This window comes from Dysgonomonas sp. 25 (assembly GCF_010501075.1).
Lineage (GTDB): Bacteria > Bacteroidota > Bacteroidia > Bacteroidales > Dysgonomonadaceae > Dysgonomonas.
This window is the reverse complement of the sequence record NZ_QVMN01000001.1, coordinates 34407-55498: the sequence shown is the minus strand read 5'-3', so window position 1 is coordinate 55498 and position 21092 is coordinate 34407. Positions and strand designations below refer to the sequence as shown.

Genomic DNA, 21092 nt, shown 5'->3' with positions numbered 1-21092 from the left:
AATATAATAAACTTATTCGTAATATATATTGCCACAAGGTTGGATAGTAATATAATTGCTATCGATAATGAAGTCTATACTATGTAATACTGTTTATTGCAATTTGACAGCACAGCCGGTACGTGCACTTTCGATGGCCGCTTGCAATATCTCTACTACAATCAGGTTATTGTCAATCGAGGATAAATCGGTCTTTTCAAGAGGAATATCACCTCTGACAACAGCCTTCAAATAGTAGAATGAATCATTATAAGGATATGCCAACGGTGCAGGTTCCAGCTTATCAACTTTATTCCCCTTCCCTACCCGCATTGCGGTAGGTGTGTCCTGACAAATATAGCCTTTGCTACCATATATATGCATATCTTTACGGCTCATCGGCCAGTTCCACGAAGCCATAATTTCGACTGTCGCTTTTGGATATTCAAGCATGATAGTCGCATCATCATCCACTTTGGGATATATATCCGGCTTCTGAGTTTTTAGTACGGCATAAACACTCAATGGTTTTTCTCCGTCAAAAAGCCATGTAGCCAGATTGGCACCGTAACATCCGAAGTCAATCACCGCACCACCGCCATTGAGGACAGGATCTGTCAACCAGTCTGTAAACTCCTTTCCGCAACCGATTTCGATAGGGCCTTCGTGACCGTCATAAATGTTGATGCGCGTTATTTCGCCAATCCGGCCTTGCTCCTTTATCATTCTATATGCCTCATGATTGGTCGAATACCATGTTGTTTCGTAATTAGTCAGAACTTTAATATTATGCTTACGGGCTAATTCGGTAATCCTTGTCGCATGTTCTTTGTTTACGGCTAAAGGTTTCTCTACCATCACATGGATACCCCTTGGCGCGCAAGCCTCAACAACCGACAAGTGATCGTATATCGAACCGTATGCCACAACAACTTCGGGCTTCGTTTCGTCCAGCATCCGGGATAAATCTCCATAGAATTTGCTGTTGGCTACTTTGTCAACTAATCCGTTATTCTTCCTCAAGAAATCATCTTGCTCATAAACCCCTACAACAGTGAAATCGCCGCGATCTATACGGCTGACAACTTCCCAGATATGCCCGTGCGATACTCCCGCAACAGCCAACCGCAAAGGTTCGGATTGTTTTTGTGCCGAAAGGCTCATTACTAATGACACCAGTAATATCAATAATAAAAAAATACGATTCTTATTCATGCGATTCCTTCGTTTTCAAACAGAAGAAGCATTAATATCTTCCAATTAATGCTTCCTCTATAATATAATTATCAAATACTTTTATTCTTCACTATCAAGACTTTTGTCGATAGCTTCTACCTTTTTCGCTATCAATTCCATTTCATCCCGCAAACTCTTTATCTTGATGTTTACATCTTTGAGTAAAGTACTTGCGCCTTTAGACGATAAAGAAAGGAAGTTCATATTATTCTCATAGGTCTGGAGGTCAGATTTCAGCTTATTATATGTATGCAATAAGCGATCTCTTTCGCGAAGGAGCAATCGTCTGTTACCACCTTCCCCTTTCGCAATCCCTTCGAGATTAGATTTGAAAGCATCCAAACGGCGTTCCGTCTTATCCACTTTCAAGCGGTCGTAATGTGCATCGACAGCCTCGTGGAATTGCTTATATATTTTATCTTTCTCCTTGAATGGAACGAAACCGATAGTATGCCATTCGTCCGTATATTTACGAATTTCGGCAATAACTTCGTCAGCAGACAAAGCTGTATCGATAGCTTTTACCTTCTCTATTATTTCTTTCTTAGCTTTCAGATTAGCTTCTTCCTCATCCTTTTGCGACGATGTATTTTTCTTCTTCTGCTCGAAGAAATAATCACAGGCCGTTACGAACTCTTTCCAAATTGTGTCGGAATATTTCCGCGGTACAGGACCGATTGTTTTCCATTCTTTTTGGATAGCAATCATCTCATCCGTTGTTTTCTTCCAATCGGTACTATCTTTCAATTGGTTTGCCCGTTCGCAAAGAGCGCGTTTCTTCTCCAGGTTGACGTCCATATCTTCTTTCACGCCCTTGAAAAATTCGCTTTTCTTTTCGAAGAACTTATCACAGAAACTTCTGAACTCCTCAAATATCTGCGTATTATATTTCTTCGGTACAAAACCGATTGTTTTCCATTCCGCCTGAAGGGCAATCACTTCCTTGCTCTTTTCATCCCAAAGCTTCATAGAGGTAAGCGCAGAGTAATCGATAGCACTCAACGTTTCGCAAATAGCACGTTTCTTCTCCAGATTCTCTTCTTCTTTACCTTTCAATGATTCGAAGTGTGTCTGATATTTCTTGTTGATAGCAGTAGATGCCGTCTTGAAACGCTCCCAAAGTTCCTCGCGCAATTCCTTCGCCACAGGACCTATCTCGCGCCACTGCTGATGGAAATTCTGCAATTGATGGAAAGCCGATACAATATCGGTTTCCTCATCGAGCTTCTCTGTCGCCTCGCAAATAGCTATCTTCAACTCCAGATTTTTCTTGAAATCGTAATCACGAAACTCGTTATTTATCTTGATCAGATCATAGAAAACTTCGGTATAACGTTGGTAGTCGCGCCATAAGTCTTTTTCCTTCGATGCCGGAACCTGTTTGATATCATTCCATTGCTGTTGCAAATCCTTAAACCCTTTGTAGAGTTTATTGAAATCGTCGGTACTTTCGGTGAGCGCTTTTATAGCCTCTATTACAGCGAGTTTCTTCTGATAGTTTTCTTCTTTCTGGCTTTCTTCCTCTGCCATTTGGCGGGCACGTTTAGCCTTTATTTCTCCCAGATAGGTTTTTAACACATCATCCTTGGGATCTGCTGACGGAGTGAAAGATTCCTCTTCGTTTCCATCAGCTATATATTTAGCTTTTTCTTCTTCTGTTTCTTTGGAGCGAATACGATAAAATGCCTGTTTCAGCGCTTCTACTTCCGCCCGGGAAGGGACAGCAGCATCAGGCACGGTGAAATCTTTCAATTTCTCCAGAATTGCCTCCTTATCCATTGGCGGGAGGGTTTGTTCTTCCTCTGTAGCAGGTGCGGCAGAGGTTTCTTCACTCGAAACGATTTCGGCTTGCTCGTTCAACTCTTTTTCAGTGGTTTCTTCCTTGTTTATCATAGGATCCAGGCTCTGATTCATCTTAGGTTCAATTAATTTGGTATATAAGGTTATTAATTCCAAGTGCAAATTAATGATTTTTTTTTGTATAGGAGCAATAATTGACCTATTTTTCACCATTTCTAAGTCAATCAGCACATAATCAGCTATAAAAATATTATTTTCTTTTCCGCCGCTCTTTGGCTTCCTTTTCTTTCTCTTTTCGGGCTTTCTCCTGCGCCTTTCGTTTTTCTTCCTGTGCTTTCACTTGAGCTTTACGACGTTCTTCTCTCTCTTTGTCCTGATTTTTACGGCGTTCTTCCTGCTGACGAGCTTTCTCTTTCCGCTCGGTTTCTTTCTGCTGACGCGCTTGTTCGCGTTCACGCTCTTTCGCTTTCTGGGCTTCTATCTTTTCACGTTCTATGCGTGCTTTTTCTTCCTCTATGCGTTTTTGCTCTTCTATTTTTGCTCTTTCCACTTGCTTGATGGAATCCTGCACTGCTTTCTCCACATGTTGTATAGAATCCTGACGGGCTTTTTCTATCGCTTTCAGTTCTTTCTCTCGTTCTTTTTGTAAGCGGCGTTCTTCTTTCAATTCTTCTTTCTCTTCCTTGGTGAGCTTTTTATTATCCTTATACTTAGAGAATAAGCCTTTCAATCCATCCACAGGATTTTCGGCAATATCACTTGCCGATGAAATAAGATCTATCTGATCTTTCGACATGATATCGCTTGCCTTTATCTCGGTATTGTATTGCCCGTCTTGTCCGCTCACAGGAGTTTGTCCGTTTTGAACAGGACGCTCTTGCTGCTGTTTTTCTACATTACTTCGAATATCTTCGCGCGGAACAACTTCGCGTTCCGGCTGACGGATAGGCTCAGTCGTTTCCGGCTTTTTATCCGGAGTGGCACTCGTCAAATCTTTTTTATCGTCCGTAACCGGTATATCTGCCAATAAGTCTTCATCCGTATAGGCATCTACAAGAGAGTTTTCTCCCGCCCAATAAGCAACCAACTGCGGCGTCTGGTTAACAAAGGCGTCTTTGTAGAATGTAATATATTCGTCTATGCCCTTGCGAAGAAGCAAACGGGAGTTTTCTTCCGAAACGGGAACCATCAGAATAGACGGATCTAATTTATGTGCCAAACCTTCGGGCAGGAAGGCCTTATTGATGTATGAACGGACATTGGCATACTGTTCGAAACCTTTTATTTGCAGCATCTCGAGCGGCAGATCTTGCTCGAAATTCAAATCGAAAGTCTGCACTATATAATTCGAGAAATTATAGTCGGCAACCTGATACAACAGTTCGTTACGATCTATCGAGTTTGCACGGTAGAACAAAAGGAGCATATAAGGTACTTCCAGATTATCGGCAAACTGCACCTGATTAATATCGACTATTCCTTCACCATCTTCGCCCTCGTAAGGGATATCCCATTTCATTCCGCGAATAGGCGTTCCGTCGGATAGTAATACCCGTCCGTCGCGGATATTATCCAGTATTCCCTGTGCCATTGGGGTAACATCGGCATCGGGATAATCGGCAACTAATTTTTCGAGATTCGTTTTTAGTCCTCCTGCATCTTTTGTCTGTGCGTATGTCAATGCATTGAGGAACATAAACTTAGGCATCAGGTTCGCAAACGGGTATTTCGATTGCAATGATTCGTAATTGCCCCGCACAGTTTGTATATCACTATCGAGATATGCCTCATAAGTAGCATTATACAGCGAATCCTGCAACGAATGCATATGTTTCAGATTCCATTCGTAATTGGGATCCGAAAGGGCTATAGCATAGTTCTTACCAGCATACTCCGATAACAATTTGTCCCTGTAATAGGCCATCATTTGCCTGTTATCCAGCTGCATATAGATAAGGAACAACTGATAGTATATCTCCTCGGCATTCGGTGTAGACGGGAAACGCCTTAAATCGGTTTCGTAAGCATCTATAGCCAGTTCTGCATCTTCGAGCTTAGTTTTATAGATTCCTCCCATCTGAAATAAGCCGTTCTCTATCAGCTCATTCGATTGCGTAATCGCTTCTTCGGTAAAAGGTAATTGCTGCAAATAGTATTGAGGGTTATAAATATCCTGCTCTTCCGCGCCGCTGCCCGCCGTTGCCTGTTGAGTATTATCCGGCTGCAAAGTAGGATCTACGATAGCTCCCTCCTGCCCTTCGGGCTGTTCGGGTTCAGTATTGGCGTACATATCGTCGAATCCCGATGTTTCCTTATTCCGTCGGCGCCAGTTGTCTTCCAGCTTGCGCGTTCCCCATTGTTTTTTGAAGGCAGCCTTACCTTGCTCTACCGTTTGCGGATTATAGAAATAGAAATTAGAAGTATTCGCACTCTGTTGCTGCGTCAGGTTCGGCGCCTTTTGGGTGGCACTTTGCTGCTCTTCGAACATTACACGGTCGAAATCATCCCACGAGGATATTTGCTGCTCACGTTCCTCCATCCGCTGTTCGCGTTCTTCTTCTTTCTTCTTTTCCTCTTCTTCCTTCTTGATTTGGGCTATCTTGTCTTCTATTATCTGCATTCGCTCGGCCTCGGGCAACGATGCCAGATGTTGCAAGCTATCTTGCTCGTGAACGGTTTTGACATGTATCACTAATTCGTCTAAAACAGCCGAACGCTTCGACACACGCGGATAATCTTTGTCAGTCTTTTTCAGTCCGCTCAATGCTCCGGAGTAAAAAGGTTGTGCAGGAACAAATTTCCGCAAATCGAAATATAAGTCTCCTAACCTGATTTGAGCCAGCGTTTTATCATAGCCCGACGATTTGCTTTCTTTTATCGCCAGATGGTAATTGGCTACCGCATTGACTGTATCTTGCTGTTGCAGATATACATTTCCGAGTGTATAATAGATGCGGTCGAGATAATTCTCATTCTTGGATGTCTTTGTCATCTTTTCCAAATCGGAAATGACTTTCTTCACCGGGCGGGTATTATCAATCGCCAATTGGCTCAAACGGGCATTTATACCGAATTTGTGAGGTGTATTCAATCCTTGAACGGCTCCGTAAGCTTTGTAAGCATTTGCTGTATCCCCTGTCTTTTCGTACAATTGCCCCAGCATATATTTCATGCGGAGCTTCTGATAACTGTTCTTTTCCTTTTTTATAGCCAATTGCAAATGCGGTATCGCTTTCTCGTAATCGTCACCCCGCATCAGATAGTTGGCATATACAGACGAATATAAGCCTCTCAAGCTCTCCGGGATTTCGCCTGATTTATCCAATTTTGTCAATACGTCGCCAGCCTCGTACATCCATCCCATTTCGGTATAGGCACAAGCAATCCATAACTGGCATTCGGCCTGCATTTCGATATTCTCGGGATATATTTTGCGGGTGTACATAAACGTGGATATGGCACGCAGGTAGTTGCCGTTTTGTAATTCGGCTTTACCCAGAAGTAGCCAGACATTCTTCATAAAAGGGTTAAATTCCTTTTGCTGAACCCATGCGCGATATTCCTCGTTTTTCATTTTCGAGCGCTCGCGCCGTGGCTTGGTGGTGATAGAATGCAGCTTGATAGCTTTAGTGGCTTTATCTATTGTTGTGGTAAAACTCCCTCCTCCACCGGATGAGGAAGTATTATAAGAGGATGAGCCGGAAGATTTTTGCCCCCCTTCGAACAAGGAAGAAGAAACACTTGACAACAAGCCTCCTCCTTTTTCATTTTGTTGCTCGGAGGAAGAAGCGAAACTGCTTCCAAGAGAATCGCTCAATATCTTATCCATTGCATCAGGATCGTAGGGATAGATATAAATCTGCTCGGAAAGGTTATCTTCCTGCGTCTCCATTTTTTGCTGCAAGGCTTCTTTGTATGCCTCGTTGGCATTGAAATAGATGTTGTAACGGGTATTCAGCGAATGGTATGCACGCGATACGGCCGTATTCTTCTTGTTAGAACACGACATAAACAGAAAAAGCAACAGAATGCTTAGTATATATAGCTTTCTATTTCGTATCAACACGGATATTTCAGCCGTTTGGTTTATCCTTTATTTAAACACAAAAATAGGCAATTTATTGCTTTGATATGCGGATTGTTGGAGAAGAGTTTATATGTATAGTAAAGAAGTGGAAATTAATCGCTGTTATCATTAGATGTTGCCGAATCATAATCTGCCATCTTGTAAAGTTTCTTGGTATCGGGCTTAAATTTTAAATCGGCATTAATCACTGTATCAATGGCTTCTATCTTATAAGTACATCTCAAACGTTCTTCTCTCTGAGGTTTCCCCAATAAAAAGGAGATATCATGTATTTCATTCAAGCTATTTAAATAATAACCATCATTATTTTTCGCATATTGAATAGTTATTAAACGATAAAGATTCTTTGCTTTAAATGTTCTCCTTCGCGTATATTTTTCCTTAGGAGTAATCAACTCATGACTCATGCCTACCAGTGTAGTATCTTCTCTATTAATAGTATAGGAAACAATCCCAGAATCATGGCTCTTATTATAAATTACAATAGTAGAATCGGAAATATGAAAGGAATTTTTTTCGGATTTAGTAAAATTCTTTGGTATATATTCAAGAAATAAAGAAATCCAGAGATTATTACCTTGCATTATATTACTATTTTCTGCATCAGAAAAATTCTTTAGTTGCGCCAACAAATAAGTATAATTTAACGTTGCTCTTTTAGGGTTTGCTTTTTTCAGATTAGCAGTAAAGAGAAATTCTGTACTTCGCATGCTTCCGAGATTTACTTCTTTTTCTATTCCGACGCATTTATAAGCTTGCTCCTTATTCTTGATAAGCCTTCTTTTCAGATTCGCAGCGGCCGTTTCATATATTGCATATATATCTATCGGCGTCACAGTTACTTCCGACAACATCAATTGCATTTGCGGAAACAAATAGATTTTATTCTGAGAGTGCAAAATATTGGTTATCGTAAGTTCTGTGGGGGAATAACCATTCAACATAAAGGATATGGTGTCCGTCCTATTTCCTTCTATTTTTACTACTCCATCTTTATCCGAATAACATATTCGACCAGTTTTGAGATTCTTAGCTTGTACTTTACTTAAAGGTGTATCATCAATGTTATAAACAGTGCAAACAATATCTTGTGCTAAGACTGAAATATTCATAAGAAGAAACAAGAACAATAAAGATAGCTTACTCATGTAGTTTAATTTTGATAGTGATTCTTTTCAAACGAAGGGAAAAATAGTCTATTGTTAAATAAAAGGTTAAAAAAACAAAAGCTGCTCCAAATATGGAACAGCTTCCGCCTATATTTTGTAAGAATATTTGTCTTACTTTTTCTTTCCTTGATTCGCTACTGCATCCATCAATTTCTTGATTTCTTCAGGATCGCCTAAGAAATAGTCTTTTACGAAGTTCAAATCATCATCGAATTCGAACACATAAGGAACTGCTGTCGGCAAGTTCAAGCTTACGATATCTTCGTCCGAAATACCTTTCAAGTATTTGATGATACCACGCAAACTGTTTCCGTGAGCTGCAACGATAATATCGTCGTGGTGCATCAACGACGGGTAAATGCTATCTTCCCAATATGGAAGGATACGCTCTACCGTTTGCTTCAACGCTTCTGTTTCAGGGATATATGTCTTAGGAACATCTGCATAGCGAGGATCTTGTGATGCCGAACGCGGATCGGTAGGTTCGAGCGGAGCAGGCGGAACATCGTAGCTACGACGCCATACGAGAACTTGCTCGTCGCCGTATTTTTCAGCCGTTTCAGCTTTGTTCAATCCTTGAAGCATACCATAATGCTTCTCGTTCAAGCGCCATGTTTTTTCAACAGGAATCCAGTCCAAATCCATTTGGTCGAGGATATTGTTCAACGTTTTGATTGCACGTTTCAGGTAAGATGTATAAGCCAACGTGAAGTTATATCCTTCTTTCTTCAATAATTGACCTGCTTTAACAGCTTCCTGTACCCCTTGTTCCGAAAGGTCTACGTTTGTCCATCCGGTGAAGCGGTTTTCTTTGTTCCAAACGCTTTCTCCGTGACGTATTAATACTACTCTTTTCATTCGATGTTATAATTTAGTTTTTAAGATATTTTTCGGTGACACAAAGGTAGCAAATTGTTACAAGTTATGAGTAATCAGTTAGGTATTTTTATCTGATAAATACCCACTCGTTGCCCTTCGATAATTTCGGCGAAAAAGAATAGCCTTCCATATCAAAACCTTTAAGGTCTTCGATATTGGTTATTCTATTCTGGATGATAAAGCGCGTCATCATTCCACGGGCTTTTTTAGCATAAACGACAATTTGCTTAGGGCCTTTGGCTGTATCTTGTTTAAAGACAGGGGTAATAATCTGCGCACCTTTAGGCAACAACTTCTTATTCACTGCCTTACTATACTCTTTCGAGGCCAGATTTACCCAGATATTATCATCTGCCCGCATCTGGTCTGCCATATAACGACTTACAGTCTCCGTCCAGAAATCGTAGAGATTTTTCCCTTTATCATTAACCAACGGTATCTGCATTTCTAAACGGTAAGGTTTTATTAAATCCAACGGACGAAGCACTCCGTACAACCCCGAAATGTGAACGAGATGCTTTTGTGCAAAATCCAAGTCTTTTTCGCTCAATGTATGGGCATCTAACCCTTTATAAGCTATACCGTTATATGCATACACTGCCTGACGCTTCGGGGTACGGCTGAGCGGGAACGCCTGTACATATTCGTATACCTGATAAGCCAGTTGTGGATTAATATTCATCAATTTACCAATCTCTTGCGCCGAGGCTCCCTGTAAAGAGTGATACAACGAATCGGCCTCTTTTTCATACAACGGGTTTGTATGCTTCTTAGTCGGAACGGGCGTCTTAAAATCGAGCAATTTAGCTGGCGAAAGTGTTATTATCATAATTAATAGCTTTTGTTGTAGTTATTCTCTTCTCCTCTATCATAACCACTTTCGGGCTCTACTTGTTCACCATCTTCATCAATATCATCATCTTCGTCGTCGTCGTCCCAATCGTACTCTTCATCATCTTCGTCCGGCTCATCATCCTCATCCCAGTCGGCCGACCACGAAGTCGCAGTCTTTTGCTTCCATTTGGGTAAGCCCTTCTTCAAGAGCATCTTCATATAACCCATAATTGCTAAAGTCAATATCAGAATGAAAAAGAGAATTACCCCGATTATCACCGGCGATTGAGGCGTAAAAAATGCCGCATAGACCAAGAGTGCATCAAAAGCAATCATAATAAGAGGCAACAAAACGGACATTCCTATTTTTTGTACAAATGCCCAATAATTATCCATTCTGCGCCCAAAAGCATAATTTATTACCCCTACGAATGCTACAAGAAATATAAAAGCAAAGAAAAGGCAAACAGCCAATTTGACTAAAATAGAAGTATCTGCCTGCAATATTCTTCCTGTCTTATCATAATAATAAATCTCGTATTCGACGTCCTCTTGAGGATTACCCACTGTAAAATCTGCTTCCGAAATTATCTGTGTTCCTTCGTTTGTTTCGAAAAGGAGTTTCGGGCGATAATCGACCGAGACATTTCCTTCACTATCTTCGCTTCGTACCTCTCTATATTCTAATACTTTAGCAGCATATTGCTCTCCCTGTCTGATGGATACAATATCGACTATTATGCTCGACAATCCGGCGAGTAAGGAAAATGTGAAGACAAAAAGGAAAAAAATCAACAGAGATATATAACCAATTGAGAAGCAGCCAGTCAAATTCATCCGCTTTCGGATTTTGAAAGCAAGAAAAATACTAAGAAGAATACCCAGTATAAATCCCCAGCCGAAAGAGGTAATCGCTAATAGTTGCATGGTTTGTAATAAATGTGAGTACTTCGCAAAGATAAGATAAAAAAAGTCATCAATGAATATTGATGACTTATATGTAATCTTTATCGAATAATTACCATTCTCTTTTTGTGAAATTCGTAGCTTGTCCCAAATTTCCTGTAAAAGCAAGTCTCTTATTTTTCTCTATTACACCTTCATATATTGTTTCTGCTCTCACTATTGCACCCGCGACATAAGGGCCATGCTCTATGAAGATTAACTCAATTTTAGCGTCAGTCGTTCCATAGATCTGAGGTAAATCCCATACTCCTCCATTATCCATTAATCGCTGAACGGATATTGTTGTGGATGTCCCCGGCGATGAAAGCAATGTTCTTTCTTTTTTAAGAACATCTTTACTTTTAATGCCAAACTCACTATGTGCTGTTGTGATCCTATAACCAACTAATAAATGATTTTCGGATGTGGAGGGCTGAGGATAATTATATGAGTCGAGGTTTGTTATATCCAATCTAATTGAGGACATTAACTCTCCCATCTGTTGTAATCTCAAATCAAAAACCTGTAGAGATTCATCATCATTATCCACATCTATAACAACTGATTCGAAATATATCTGATTGACATTTCCTCCTCCCATAGTCAACGCATGCCCATAACAATAGTCCGTTTCCAAATTCGAAATCGTCCAGATTCGAGAAGTCCTTAGATATTGATTTGTAAAGCCTACGGCAAATGTATATCTTCCGGGAGTTATTTTTCTTTTAATCTCTAAATTTGCTGGAACAACTTCTTGCCCTGAAACATGTGCGAATAAGGTGTCCCCATTCTCTTTATACAATACATATTGAAGTATATAGCGTTTATAATATTCTCCTATTATGGATGAGTTTTTAGTCGAACTCGGTAGATTCGAAATATTGAATTGTACATTATAGACCGAATCATTTCCGAATCCATTTTTATCATCATCTTTAGATTCCTCATTTTCTTCGGTTTCTTCAGGTTCTTCAGTCTCCTCGGTTTCCTCACCTTCGGCATCTTCGTTGTCGTCTGTATTTTCTTCTTCGCTCTCCGCTCCCTCACCAATTTCAACTTCGGGTTCATAGTCTAGTTCATCTCTGTCTGAGCTACATGAAACAAAAGCAAAAGCTATAATTAGTAGTAGATAGAATAATTTACTTTTCATATTTGTGTAAGATTTCATTATTATAAAAAAACATTGTTAAGAGTATACAAAGATAATATACTTTCTTAACAATGTTTAATTTATTGTTCTTCTATTTTATTCCGCGTTCAATGTATAGCGTTTGAATGCTACAACAGCCAATTCTTTATCTGCAGATGCAAGATATTGAGCTACCGATTGTTTTGGGTTTTTAACGAAATCCTGTTGAAGCAATGTAAATTCTTTGTAGAATTTAGTCAACGCTCCTTCAGCAATTTTGTCTAAAAGATTTTCAGGTTTTCCTGCTTCGCGTGCTTTTTCTTTTGCGAGATTTAACTCACGTTGTTTGATTTCTTCCGAAACTTCTTCAGCTACAAGCGCTACCGGATTCATCGCTGCAACTTGCATCGCTACATCTTTGGCAACTTGCTCGTCAACATTAGCTTTGTTGAAGCCAACGATAGTAGCCAAACGGTTACCCGGGTGAATGTACGACACTACACTTGGCGCTTTAACTGTCTCATAAACACCGATTTCCATTTTCTCACCGGTAACACCCATTCTGTCTGTTACAAGGTCAGCAATAGAACGGCCGTCCACTTGCAAAGCGTTCAATGCATCCAAATCGGCAGGTTTATTTGCCAATGCTGCATTCAGAATAGTTTTAGCCAGATTAACAAAATCAGCATTCATTGCAACGAAGTCTGTTTCACATTTCAATGCGATAAGCGCTGCAAAGTCACCATTTACACCAGACAAAACACAACCTTCCGATGCTTCACGGTCGCCACGTTTAGCGGCAAAAGCCTGTCCTTTTTTACGTATTATCTCGATTGCTTTTTCAAAATCTCCTTCAGCTTCATTCAAAGCGTTTTTGCAATCCATCATACCTGCACCTGTTCTCTTGCGCAAGTTCTGGATATCAGCCATTGTTACTGCCATCTTTTCTCCTTTTATTTTTGATTTATAATTATTCTCTGTCCGAAAAAAGAAAAAGCTAAGAATTAACTCCACAGACGAATCCATAGCAGCTAACCCTTAGCTTATTATCCTTTGTTATTCTTCGTCTTCTTTGGCGAATTTGCTTGCTACAGCAGCATTGATTGCATCTTGCTCTTCTTTTGCTATAACAACTTTCTTAGCGCCTGCTCTTGTCTTGCGCTCTCTCTTAGGAGCATCTTCTCCTTCTTCCTGAGCTTCGGCAGCAGCAGAGTCAGCTTTTTCTACTTTTCTTTCTTCAAGACCTTCTTTGATAGAATCGCAAAGGTATCCGAGAATTACTTCGATAGATTTTCCTGCATCGTCATTTGCCGGGATTACGAAATCGATATCAGAAGGGTCAGAGTTTGTATCTACCATTCCGAATACAGGTATACCCAAGCGTTTAGCTTCTTTCACTGCGATATGTTCTTTCATCACGTCGATAATGAACAATGCAGATGGAAGGCGTGTCATATCTTGTACAGAACCTAAGTTCTTTTCCAATTTTGCACGCTGACGGTCGATTTGAAGTTTCTCTCTTTTAGAAAGAGTATCAAAAGTTCCGTCTTTTTTCATTTTGTCGATAGTTGCCATCTTCTTCACCGCTTTGCGGATTGTAGGGAAGTTGGTCAACATACCACCCGGCCAACGTTCTGCCACGTATGGCATGTTAACCGATTGTGATAAATCGGCAACGATTTGTTTTGCTTGTTTCTTTGTAGCCACAAACATTACTTTACGTCCCGATTTAGCTATTTGTTTCAATGCTGCAGCAGCTTCTTCTGCTTTAGCGATTGTTTTATAAAGGTCGATAATGTGAATACCGTTACGTTCCATAAAAATATACGGAGCCATAGCCGGATTCCATTTTCTCTTGAGGTGACCGAAGTGTACACCTGCTTCGAGTAACTGATCAAATTCTAATTTTTGAGCCATTTTTTGATTTTTAATTCGTTTACTTTCTTTTTCTTTTGTTCGAACCATCAGGTAGCCCGTTTCACCGGAGTCCTAACGATTTAGATACTAAACGTAAATTTTGAGATGAACCGATTCATCATTATTTTGTACCAAATCTGCCACTTTAAGCAACTTGTGCCGGATATAGCCGATTGGAAAAAATATCCAAATTAACGTTTTGAGAATTGAAATCTTTTGCGCGCTTTAGGTTGTCCCGGTTTTTTACGCTCAACGATACGAGGGTCACGCGTCATAAATCCTTCAGCTTTCAATGCAGGTTTGTCTTCTGCATTAATCTTAACCAATGCACGGGCGATACCAAGACGGGCAGCTTCGGCTTGTCCTTTGTATCCACCACCGTTAAGGTTGATTTTGATGTCGTATTTTTCGCTTACACTCAATGTATTGAGTGGTTGCTTTACAACATACTGAAGAATAGATGAAGGGAAATAGTTATCCAACTCACGTTTGTTGATGATGATTTTTCCGGTTCCTTCGCTAACGAAAACGCGAGCCACAGCGGCTTTACGTCTTCCTATTGCATTTACTACATCCATTAATATTTATTTTATTTAAGAGCGTTAATATCTAATACTTTTGGATTCTGAGCTTCGTGATCATGCTCTGCACCTCCGTATACACGAAGATTTTTGAGAAGAGCTGCACCAAGACGGTTCTTAGGCAACATACCTTTTACAACCTTCAACACCAAGCGGTCTACACCTTTTTCTTTTAACTTGGCAGGTGTAATTTCGCGTTGTCCTCCAGGATAGCCTGTGTGTGAAAAATATACACGGTCAGTCCATTTTTTACCTGTAAGTTCAACTTTATCGGCATTGATAATAATCACGTTGTCGCCACAATCTACGTGCGGAGTGAAGTTTGGTTTGTACTTTCCGCGTAGAAGTTTGGCAACTTTAGAAGCAAGACGTCCGAGATGTTGTCCTGTAGCGTCAACAACAACCCACTCTTTGTTCACGGTTGCTTTGTTAGCTGAAATGGTCTTATAACTTAAAGTATCCACTTTCTTTAATGTTTTTAATTTGGTTTAATGACTTATTGACTCACTTTTCCCTGATACTTGTCGAACTAAGGATAAGACAAGTGGTAAGAATCTGTTTGTCAACTTTTTACGTTTTTAATCGTAATAATCGGCTTGCAAAATTACAATATTTCAGCGAATTAGCAAAAATTTAGATATAAAAAATAAGGCTCCTTCAAAAGAATGAGCCTTATCAGATTTTTTTTTGATATGTTATCAGCCTTATACAGCCACCACTCCTTTGATATGCGGATGCGGATCATAGCCTTCGAGTGTGAAGTCTTCGTATTGAAAGTCGAATATACTTTTTACATCCGGATTAATCTTCATTGTCGGCAAAGAGCGGAAATCGCGTGATAATTGCAGTTCGACCTGCTCGAGGTGATTGGTATATATATGCGCATCGCCCAATGTATGTACAAATTCGCCCGGTTTCAAGCCTGTTACCTGTGCCATCATCTGCAGCAATAGGGCATAAGATGCAATATTAAATGGTACACCGAGAAATATATCGGCACTCCGCTGATAAAGTTGCAGGCTCAACTTGCCATTTGCCACATAGAACTGGAAAAATGCGTGGCATGGCGGCAGGTTCATATTCTTTATATCGCCTACATTCCATGCGTTAACTATTATACGGCGCGAATCGGGATTATTTTTTATCGTATTCACCACTTCGCTTATCTGGTCGATATGCCCTCCTTCGTAATCGGGCCACGAACGCCACTGATAGCCGTATATATGACCTAAGTCTCCATTTTCATCAGCCCATTCGTTCCAGATACGAACACCATGTTCCTGCAAATATTTAGCATTGGTATCGCCCGCAAGAAACCAAAGCAATTCATAGATGATTGACTTTAGATGGAGTTTCTTCGTTGTCAGCAAGGGGAAGCCGTCTTCGAGGTTATAGCGGCTCTGATGCCCGAAAACACTGATTGTACCTGTTCCCGTGCGGTCGCTCTTTTCTACTCCTTCGGCTAATACCCGTTTCAGCAGGTCATGATATTGTTTCATATGAGAGATTATATGCTTTATTAAGTTTTCGTAAACAAAGGTAGTAAAAATATAGTAGCGAGTTCCGTTTTCCTATACCTTAACTATCTTGTTAGAGTCAATAAAGAAACATTAATCTTTCACACAACGCACCGGGAGCAACCTGAAATAACCATCTTTTATACGGCCAACATTCGCTTTCGTCTTATCGAATTGCCGCGTATAAGCCGTCCATCCGGTTGTCTTACTGGATGACCAGAACATGGTAGAGTAGGCGTAAGATTTAGGAGTATCTCCTGTTTCGATATAACCCATGGATATAATATTAAAACCGCCTTCGTATGGAGGTTTACTATATCCTTTATGCGTTTTCATCCACTCTAAGCCAACATCATCCGGAGGACAGAGCGAGTGCATAACTCCGGCATGTCCAAACGTATTTGCCGAGGATCCTCTACGTACTCCTGATTCTGTTTCGAATGATTGCTGCCACGTAGAAGGAGTGAATTTACTGATTTGCTTAGCATTATAGATGCTATATTTCTCGGGATTGTTATACATTTCCTTTTCCAACCGGTTCCACTCCCTATCGCTGGGTATGTGCCAGCCATTAGGACAGATGCCTTGTACCGTTCCATCCCTGAGCCCTGCAGAAGATTCAAATTTACCTTCCACCTCATTGGCTCCGGGAGTATTATCCGCTCCGTTGTCGATCTGACCTTCATCAATAGCATCTGGTGCTAATATTCGATTAGTCGCAGTAAACCAATTATATAATAAGCCTTCCTCCAAATACCAAGGACGGCCTGCTCCTGCAACAACCTCATCAGGTAGGTCTCCCCACGCATTCCCAGAGAGTTTTTTATAACGCGGGTATGCATAAACCTTTGTGTCGCGGCTGGCAGCCCCGTCTCCCAGATAGCCTAATATGGGTACATCGGGCTGGTTCGTATCATAGCTGTGCGCAACAAGATTCGTCACCATCCATCGTCCGGCAGGCCCAAAATCGGCGGAATAGAATTCATGGTAAATAGTATCGCCCGGAGCTTTTAATTTTTCCTGATGACGGACTACCTTATTGTTCCAATTATTCGCACTCGACTCATCCGGAATCGCTGTTGTGGTAACAGAACTCATATCAAGTTCTCCCTGGCATTTCACAACTGACACGGTAATTGGCTTGAAGCGATTGTTGGGTGCGGGAATACTATCTTCGAAATACATGGTTCCGGCTACCTTATATTTAAGCTTTTCTATATTACTGGCTCTTTGAGGAGTTATCGTGCCACTTAGTACTGTACCATCCATAAGTTCCTTCCCTTTTTGCGCAGGGTAGATTATATTGGTCAAAACACCGGGATTTACTTCGGTATAGGTTACTTTCCAAGTGGCATTACTTTTTACTGACATGGAAAGAGGATTATAACCATTTGGGGTTTTTATTACAAGATTAAAATCCAGGCTATCGTCTTGTAATCTTAGTGCATAGTTTGTCTGATTCAGAATGATAGTTCTATCTGCATTGGCTCCACAAATATCTACCGATGTTGCTGCCTTTATGGTTGTTTCGCGGCTTTGCCAAGGGTTGGATCCTGTGATATCAGGCAAAGCGCTCATATCGTCAATAGAGAACGTATAGTTCGTTGAATTATTAGGGATAGCCCCGACCCACGAGGTTGGCGGATTAGTAATAAACGACAAGCCTCCGTTCAGCGTATTAGTTGCCGAAGTGATCGACGCTGTCAGATCATCCGTTTTCCAGCCAATGGTCAATGTTTGTTGAGTATTAAAAGTCCGCAAATCAACTCCACTCGGTACATGAACAACAATATCCCGATTATTTTTGTCGCCTTCTCCGTTAACTAATATCGCCGGTATACCGGAAGCATCTTTGTCTTGCAGAAAGAACCATTCGTTACCTGTCCATAGATAAACGCCTTCTCCCAAGCCTTGACATTGATCCAGATTGTAGACAAGTAACCCTACATGCTTCAGATCTTCTTGAGCTTTCAATGCGCCTTGATATTCAGGTTTAGGAGTTCCGGGGACACCCGGATCTTCAAACATCGGATATAAATTACCCAAGTCGGTCAGTTTAAGGCGAGGCAGCATCAAACCTTTTGTTGCGGTTGCATTTTCGGATGTCGGTGCATATTGCTTCAAATCCAGTAATGCTCCCGCATTAGGAACATTATTCGAGCCAATAGTGACTTGCGCTGTTGCCATCGATACACCAGACAACATGCAAATTAATATTATCAATAGTTTTACTGATCTTTTGGCATTATGTTTAATCATAACTATAACTAATTTAATGATTATATCCCAATAATAGATATCACGGAAGCTACATTATAATATTCTAATGTTAATCAATTAACAAAAAAAATCATGTAATAAGCAAAGAAGGGGTTTCTTTATATCCTATTTCATTCATATATTTTAAAGCACTTTACTACCTATTCTCTTGCCCTCTAAATATTGCTAATTCCTGTGAAATCATTTTTTAGCAGAGATATTCCTCTTATTTCTTTTATTTTACTTTTACAACAAGCTCATCTAAATTCAACTACAAAGATAATAAAAAAAATAATAGTCAGTCCAATTAAAGGGCTGACTATCATATCCATTTTGTTAAATAAGCATAAGTTCACCCACTTATTCAGGCTGTTCTCCGTCTTCGGTCGGAACGATCAGTTTATATCCTTTACCATGGATATTGATGATTTCGATAGAAGGATCCGGCTTCAGCAGTTTACGCAATTTTGTTATGTACACATCCATACTACGGGCATTGAAATAGTTATCGTCAACCCATATCTGGCGCAATGCATGATTACGCTCGAGGATATCATTCGCATGGGCACAAAGCAATGCTAACAGCTCCGATTCTTTCGTCGTAAGCTTTGTTGTTTCGCCATTGATTGTCAATAATTGCTTCTGTGTATCAAATTCCATATGCCCGAAGTGGTATACCTGTTGTTCGGCAGATTTCTTGCCTCTCACCCGGCGGAATATAGCTTCGATACGCAACACCAATTCTTCCATGCTGAACGGTTTCGTAATATAATCATCGGCTCCCGCTTTGAAGCCTTCGAGTATATCATCTTTCATATTTTTGGCCGTAAGGAATATAATAGGAATTTCAGTGTTGATTACTCTGATATCTTTTACCAACGAAATACCGTCTTTTTTAGGCATCATGACATCCAATATACACAAATCATACTTATCCTTTACAAAACCTTTATAGCCTGCTTCTCCATCTGTAAAAAGGTCTGTTTCGTAACCTTTAGCCTGAAGATATTCTCTCAGCAACATACCGAGATTTTCGTCATCTTCGCACAGAAATAGTTTAAGTTTCTCTTCCATAACTAAATTTATTTATCGTTTTACAATTTTCCTTATTAAATAACTCCCATCATCTATTTTTTACTCATATTAATCAAGGGCAGGCTCATTATAAATTTAGTACCTTTACCCAATTCACTTTCTGCTTTTATTGTTCCTTTATGATCTTCAACGATCTTTTTCACATAGGCTAATCCCAGACCGAAGCCTTTTACATCATGCACATTACCGGTGGATACTCTATAGAAGCGGTCGAAAACCCGTTTCACATATTCTTTCCGGATGCCGACACCGTTGTCTTCAACTGATATGTAGAGCCTGTTTCCACTGTTCCATGAACGAATGAGGAGTTCGAGGTCTACGTCTTCGCGGCGATATTTTATCGCATTGTCTACCAGATTAAATAAGACGTTCGTGAAGTGCATTTTATCAGCCATAATAGTAGATTCGGTCGCTTCCAAATCAATATCCAGATGCCCCCCGAATTTCTCCACTTTCAGCTGCGAAGTGTTTGCCACATTTACAATTATATCATTGGCATCCAGCTCCTTCTGCTTCAGTGTAGCTTTTTGCTTTTCGAATAGCGACATTTGAAGAACCTTTTCTACCTGAAAGCTTAATCGCTCTGTTTCATCATTAATAACACCCGATATATGCTTAAACACCTCCGGTGATTTGGTTATCGAAGGGTCCTTTAACATCTGGGCGGCTAACGATATTGTCGATACAGGCGTTTTGAGCTCGTGAGTCATATTATTCATGAAGTCGCTCTTCATTTCAGATAATTTCTTCTGCCGCAATATGATAAAGATAGTAATGATAAATGTAACTAACAAAATAAATGTGAATAAAATTGAAGGAATCAAAAAAGAAATCTCCCGAAAAAGGTAGTCCTGCTTTGTTGGGAAAAAGACTTTGAGGTAATAAGAATTTTTTCCCGGACCATCATTCGAGAACAATACCTGAGGATAAATATTATCCCGCTGGCCTTCGTCGAATCCCTGTTGCTTATATATCACACGTTCGTTACGATCTACTATCTCGTACTGAAATGGTATCTCTATACCATTCGTTTTCAGCTCGCCGCGGATAATGTCTTCTAATGTCCTGAAATTTATTCGTTCCGTTATAGGTACATTACTCGCAGTCCGCATTATTTCGCTTATGACTTCATTCAGATTCTTCTGCTCCTGCACAAAGCGCTTTTTTTGTTCTTCCTGCAAATCGAAGAAGGATTTGGAAATCGCATTCGCATTATTTCTTTTGTTCGGAGACTGGAATATCGGGTTCGTACGCCGTTGCGTCGTACCGGTGACATCCATACTCAACTCGGCGCTTCCATCGGGAACAACAACCTTGAAACTATGAGAGATCGTTACCTCTTCTTCGTCGTCGGCAAAATCATTGTCGTTATATCCTTTTTTCTTTTGCGATGCGATATACGACTCATTCAGATACCTTTTTGTCTGCTCCAGTTCCAGATTCCTTTTCACCTGATAGAGGCTTCGCGTAACAGCTTCGTTAAACTGGTCGCTCCGTAATCTCAGCGATGTGCGGATGTATTTCATCTGCATATACAATAAGCCGCAAAAAGCGAAAACCATTACACTCGCAAGTACCCAAATTACAGATTTCTTCATTTTTTGTTCTACCTTCTATTTTATTATGCTAACAAAAAATATACCAGTTCTCGTTCTGTTAATATTT

Annotated in this window: 16 protein-coding genes; all 16 read right to left on the bottom strand. The window is 40.3% G+C overall.

The window, feature by feature from the left end:
* Nucleotides 1–93: 93 nt before the first annotated feature.
* Nucleotides 94–1194, bottom strand: a complete 1101-nt coding sequence (locus D0T66_RS00190) for a Gfo/Idh/MocA family protein (protein ID WP_163355018.1) — start codon at nucleotides 1192–1194, stop codon at nucleotides 94–96.
* A gap of 81 nt (nucleotides 1195–1275) precedes the next feature.
* Nucleotides 1276–3129: a DUF349 domain-containing protein gene (locus tag D0T66_RS00185; protein WP_163355017.1), complete on the bottom strand. Its 1854-nt coding sequence runs from the start codon at nucleotides 3127–3129 to the stop codon at nucleotides 1276–1278.
* A gap of 136 nt (nucleotides 3130–3265) precedes the next feature.
* Nucleotides 3266–7024: a tetratricopeptide repeat protein gene (locus D0T66_RS00180; protein WP_163355016.1), complete on the bottom strand. Its 3759-nt coding sequence runs from the start codon at nucleotides 7022–7024 to the stop codon at nucleotides 3266–3268.
* Between the two features lie 170 nt (nucleotides 7025–7194).
* Complete coding sequence (locus D0T66_RS00175) at nucleotides 7195–8250, bottom strand: hypothetical protein (RefSeq protein ID WP_163355015.1); 1056 nt, start codon at nucleotides 8248–8250, stop codon at nucleotides 7195–7197.
* A 132-nt stretch (nucleotides 8251–8382) separates the two neighbouring features.
* Nucleotides 8383–9129 carry a 2,3-diphosphoglycerate-dependent phosphoglycerate mutase gene (gene gpmA, locus D0T66_RS00170; protein ID WP_163355014.1) on the bottom strand — a complete coding sequence of 249 codons (747 nt, stop codon included), beginning with the start codon at nucleotides 9127–9129 and terminating at the stop codon, nucleotides 8383–8385.
* Nucleotides 9130–9217: 88 nt separating this feature from the next.
* The gene (yaaA, locus tag D0T66_RS00165; RefSeq protein ID WP_163355013.1) at nucleotides 9218–9979 is read right to left on the bottom strand and encodes a peroxide stress protein YaaA; all 762 of its coding nucleotides are present in this window, start codon (nucleotides 9977–9979) and stop codon (nucleotides 9218–9220) included.
* Between the two features lie 2 nt (nucleotides 9980–9981).
* On the bottom strand, nucleotides 9982–10821 hold the full coding sequence (locus D0T66_RS00160) for a hypothetical protein (protein ID WP_163355012.1): 840 nt from the start codon (nucleotides 10819–10821) through the stop codon (nucleotides 9982–9984).
* A 181-nt stretch (nucleotides 10822–11002) separates the two neighbouring features.
* Nucleotides 11003–12079 carry a hypothetical protein gene (locus D0T66_RS00155; protein ID WP_163355011.1) on the bottom strand — a complete coding sequence of 359 codons (1077 nt, stop codon included), beginning with the start codon at nucleotides 12077–12079 and terminating at the stop codon, nucleotides 11003–11005.
* A gap of 96 nt (nucleotides 12080–12175) precedes the next feature.
* Entirely contained in the window at nucleotides 12176–13000 is an 825-nt protein-coding gene (gene tsf / locus D0T66_RS00150; RefSeq protein ID WP_163355010.1) for a translation elongation factor Ts, read from the bottom strand.
* 114 nt (nucleotides 13001–13114) lie between these two features.
* Complete coding sequence (gene rpsB / locus D0T66_RS00145; protein ID WP_163355009.1) at nucleotides 13115–13975, bottom strand: 30S ribosomal protein S2; 861 nt, start codon at nucleotides 13973–13975, stop codon at nucleotides 13115–13117.
* A gap of 191 nt (nucleotides 13976–14166) precedes the next feature.
* Nucleotides 14167–14553 (bottom strand): 30S ribosomal protein S9, encoded by a 387-nt coding sequence (gene rpsI, locus D0T66_RS00140; RefSeq protein WP_163355008.1) that lies wholly within the window; start codon nucleotides 14551–14553, stop codon nucleotides 14167–14169.
* An 11-nt stretch (nucleotides 14554–14564) separates the two neighbouring features.
* Nucleotides 14565–15020 carry a 50S ribosomal protein L13 gene (rplM, locus tag D0T66_RS00135; RefSeq protein ID WP_163355007.1) on the bottom strand — a complete coding sequence of 152 codons (456 nt, stop codon included), beginning with the start codon at nucleotides 15018–15020 and terminating at the stop codon, nucleotides 14565–14567.
* A gap of 240 nt (nucleotides 15021–15260) precedes the next feature.
* Complete coding sequence (locus tag D0T66_RS00130; protein WP_163355006.1) at nucleotides 15261–16055, bottom strand: thymidylate synthase; 795 nt, start codon at nucleotides 16053–16055, stop codon at nucleotides 15261–15263.
* A 111-nt stretch (nucleotides 16056–16166) separates the two neighbouring features.
* Nucleotides 16167–18332 carry an FISUMP domain-containing protein gene (locus tag D0T66_RS00125; RefSeq protein WP_163355005.1) on the bottom strand — a complete coding sequence of 722 codons (2166 nt, stop codon included), beginning with the start codon at nucleotides 18330–18332 and terminating at the stop codon, nucleotides 16167–16169.
* Nucleotides 18333–18692: 360 nt separating this feature from the next.
* Nucleotides 18693–19406: a response regulator transcription factor gene (locus D0T66_RS00120; protein ID WP_163355004.1), complete on the bottom strand. Its 714-nt coding sequence runs from the start codon at nucleotides 19404–19406 to the stop codon at nucleotides 18693–18695.
* Between the two features lie 53 nt (nucleotides 19407–19459).
* Complete coding sequence (locus D0T66_RS00115) at nucleotides 19460–21025, bottom strand: HAMP domain-containing sensor histidine kinase (RefSeq protein ID WP_163355003.1); 1566 nt, start codon at nucleotides 21023–21025, stop codon at nucleotides 19460–19462.
* Nucleotides 21026–21092: the final 67 nt, after the last annotated feature.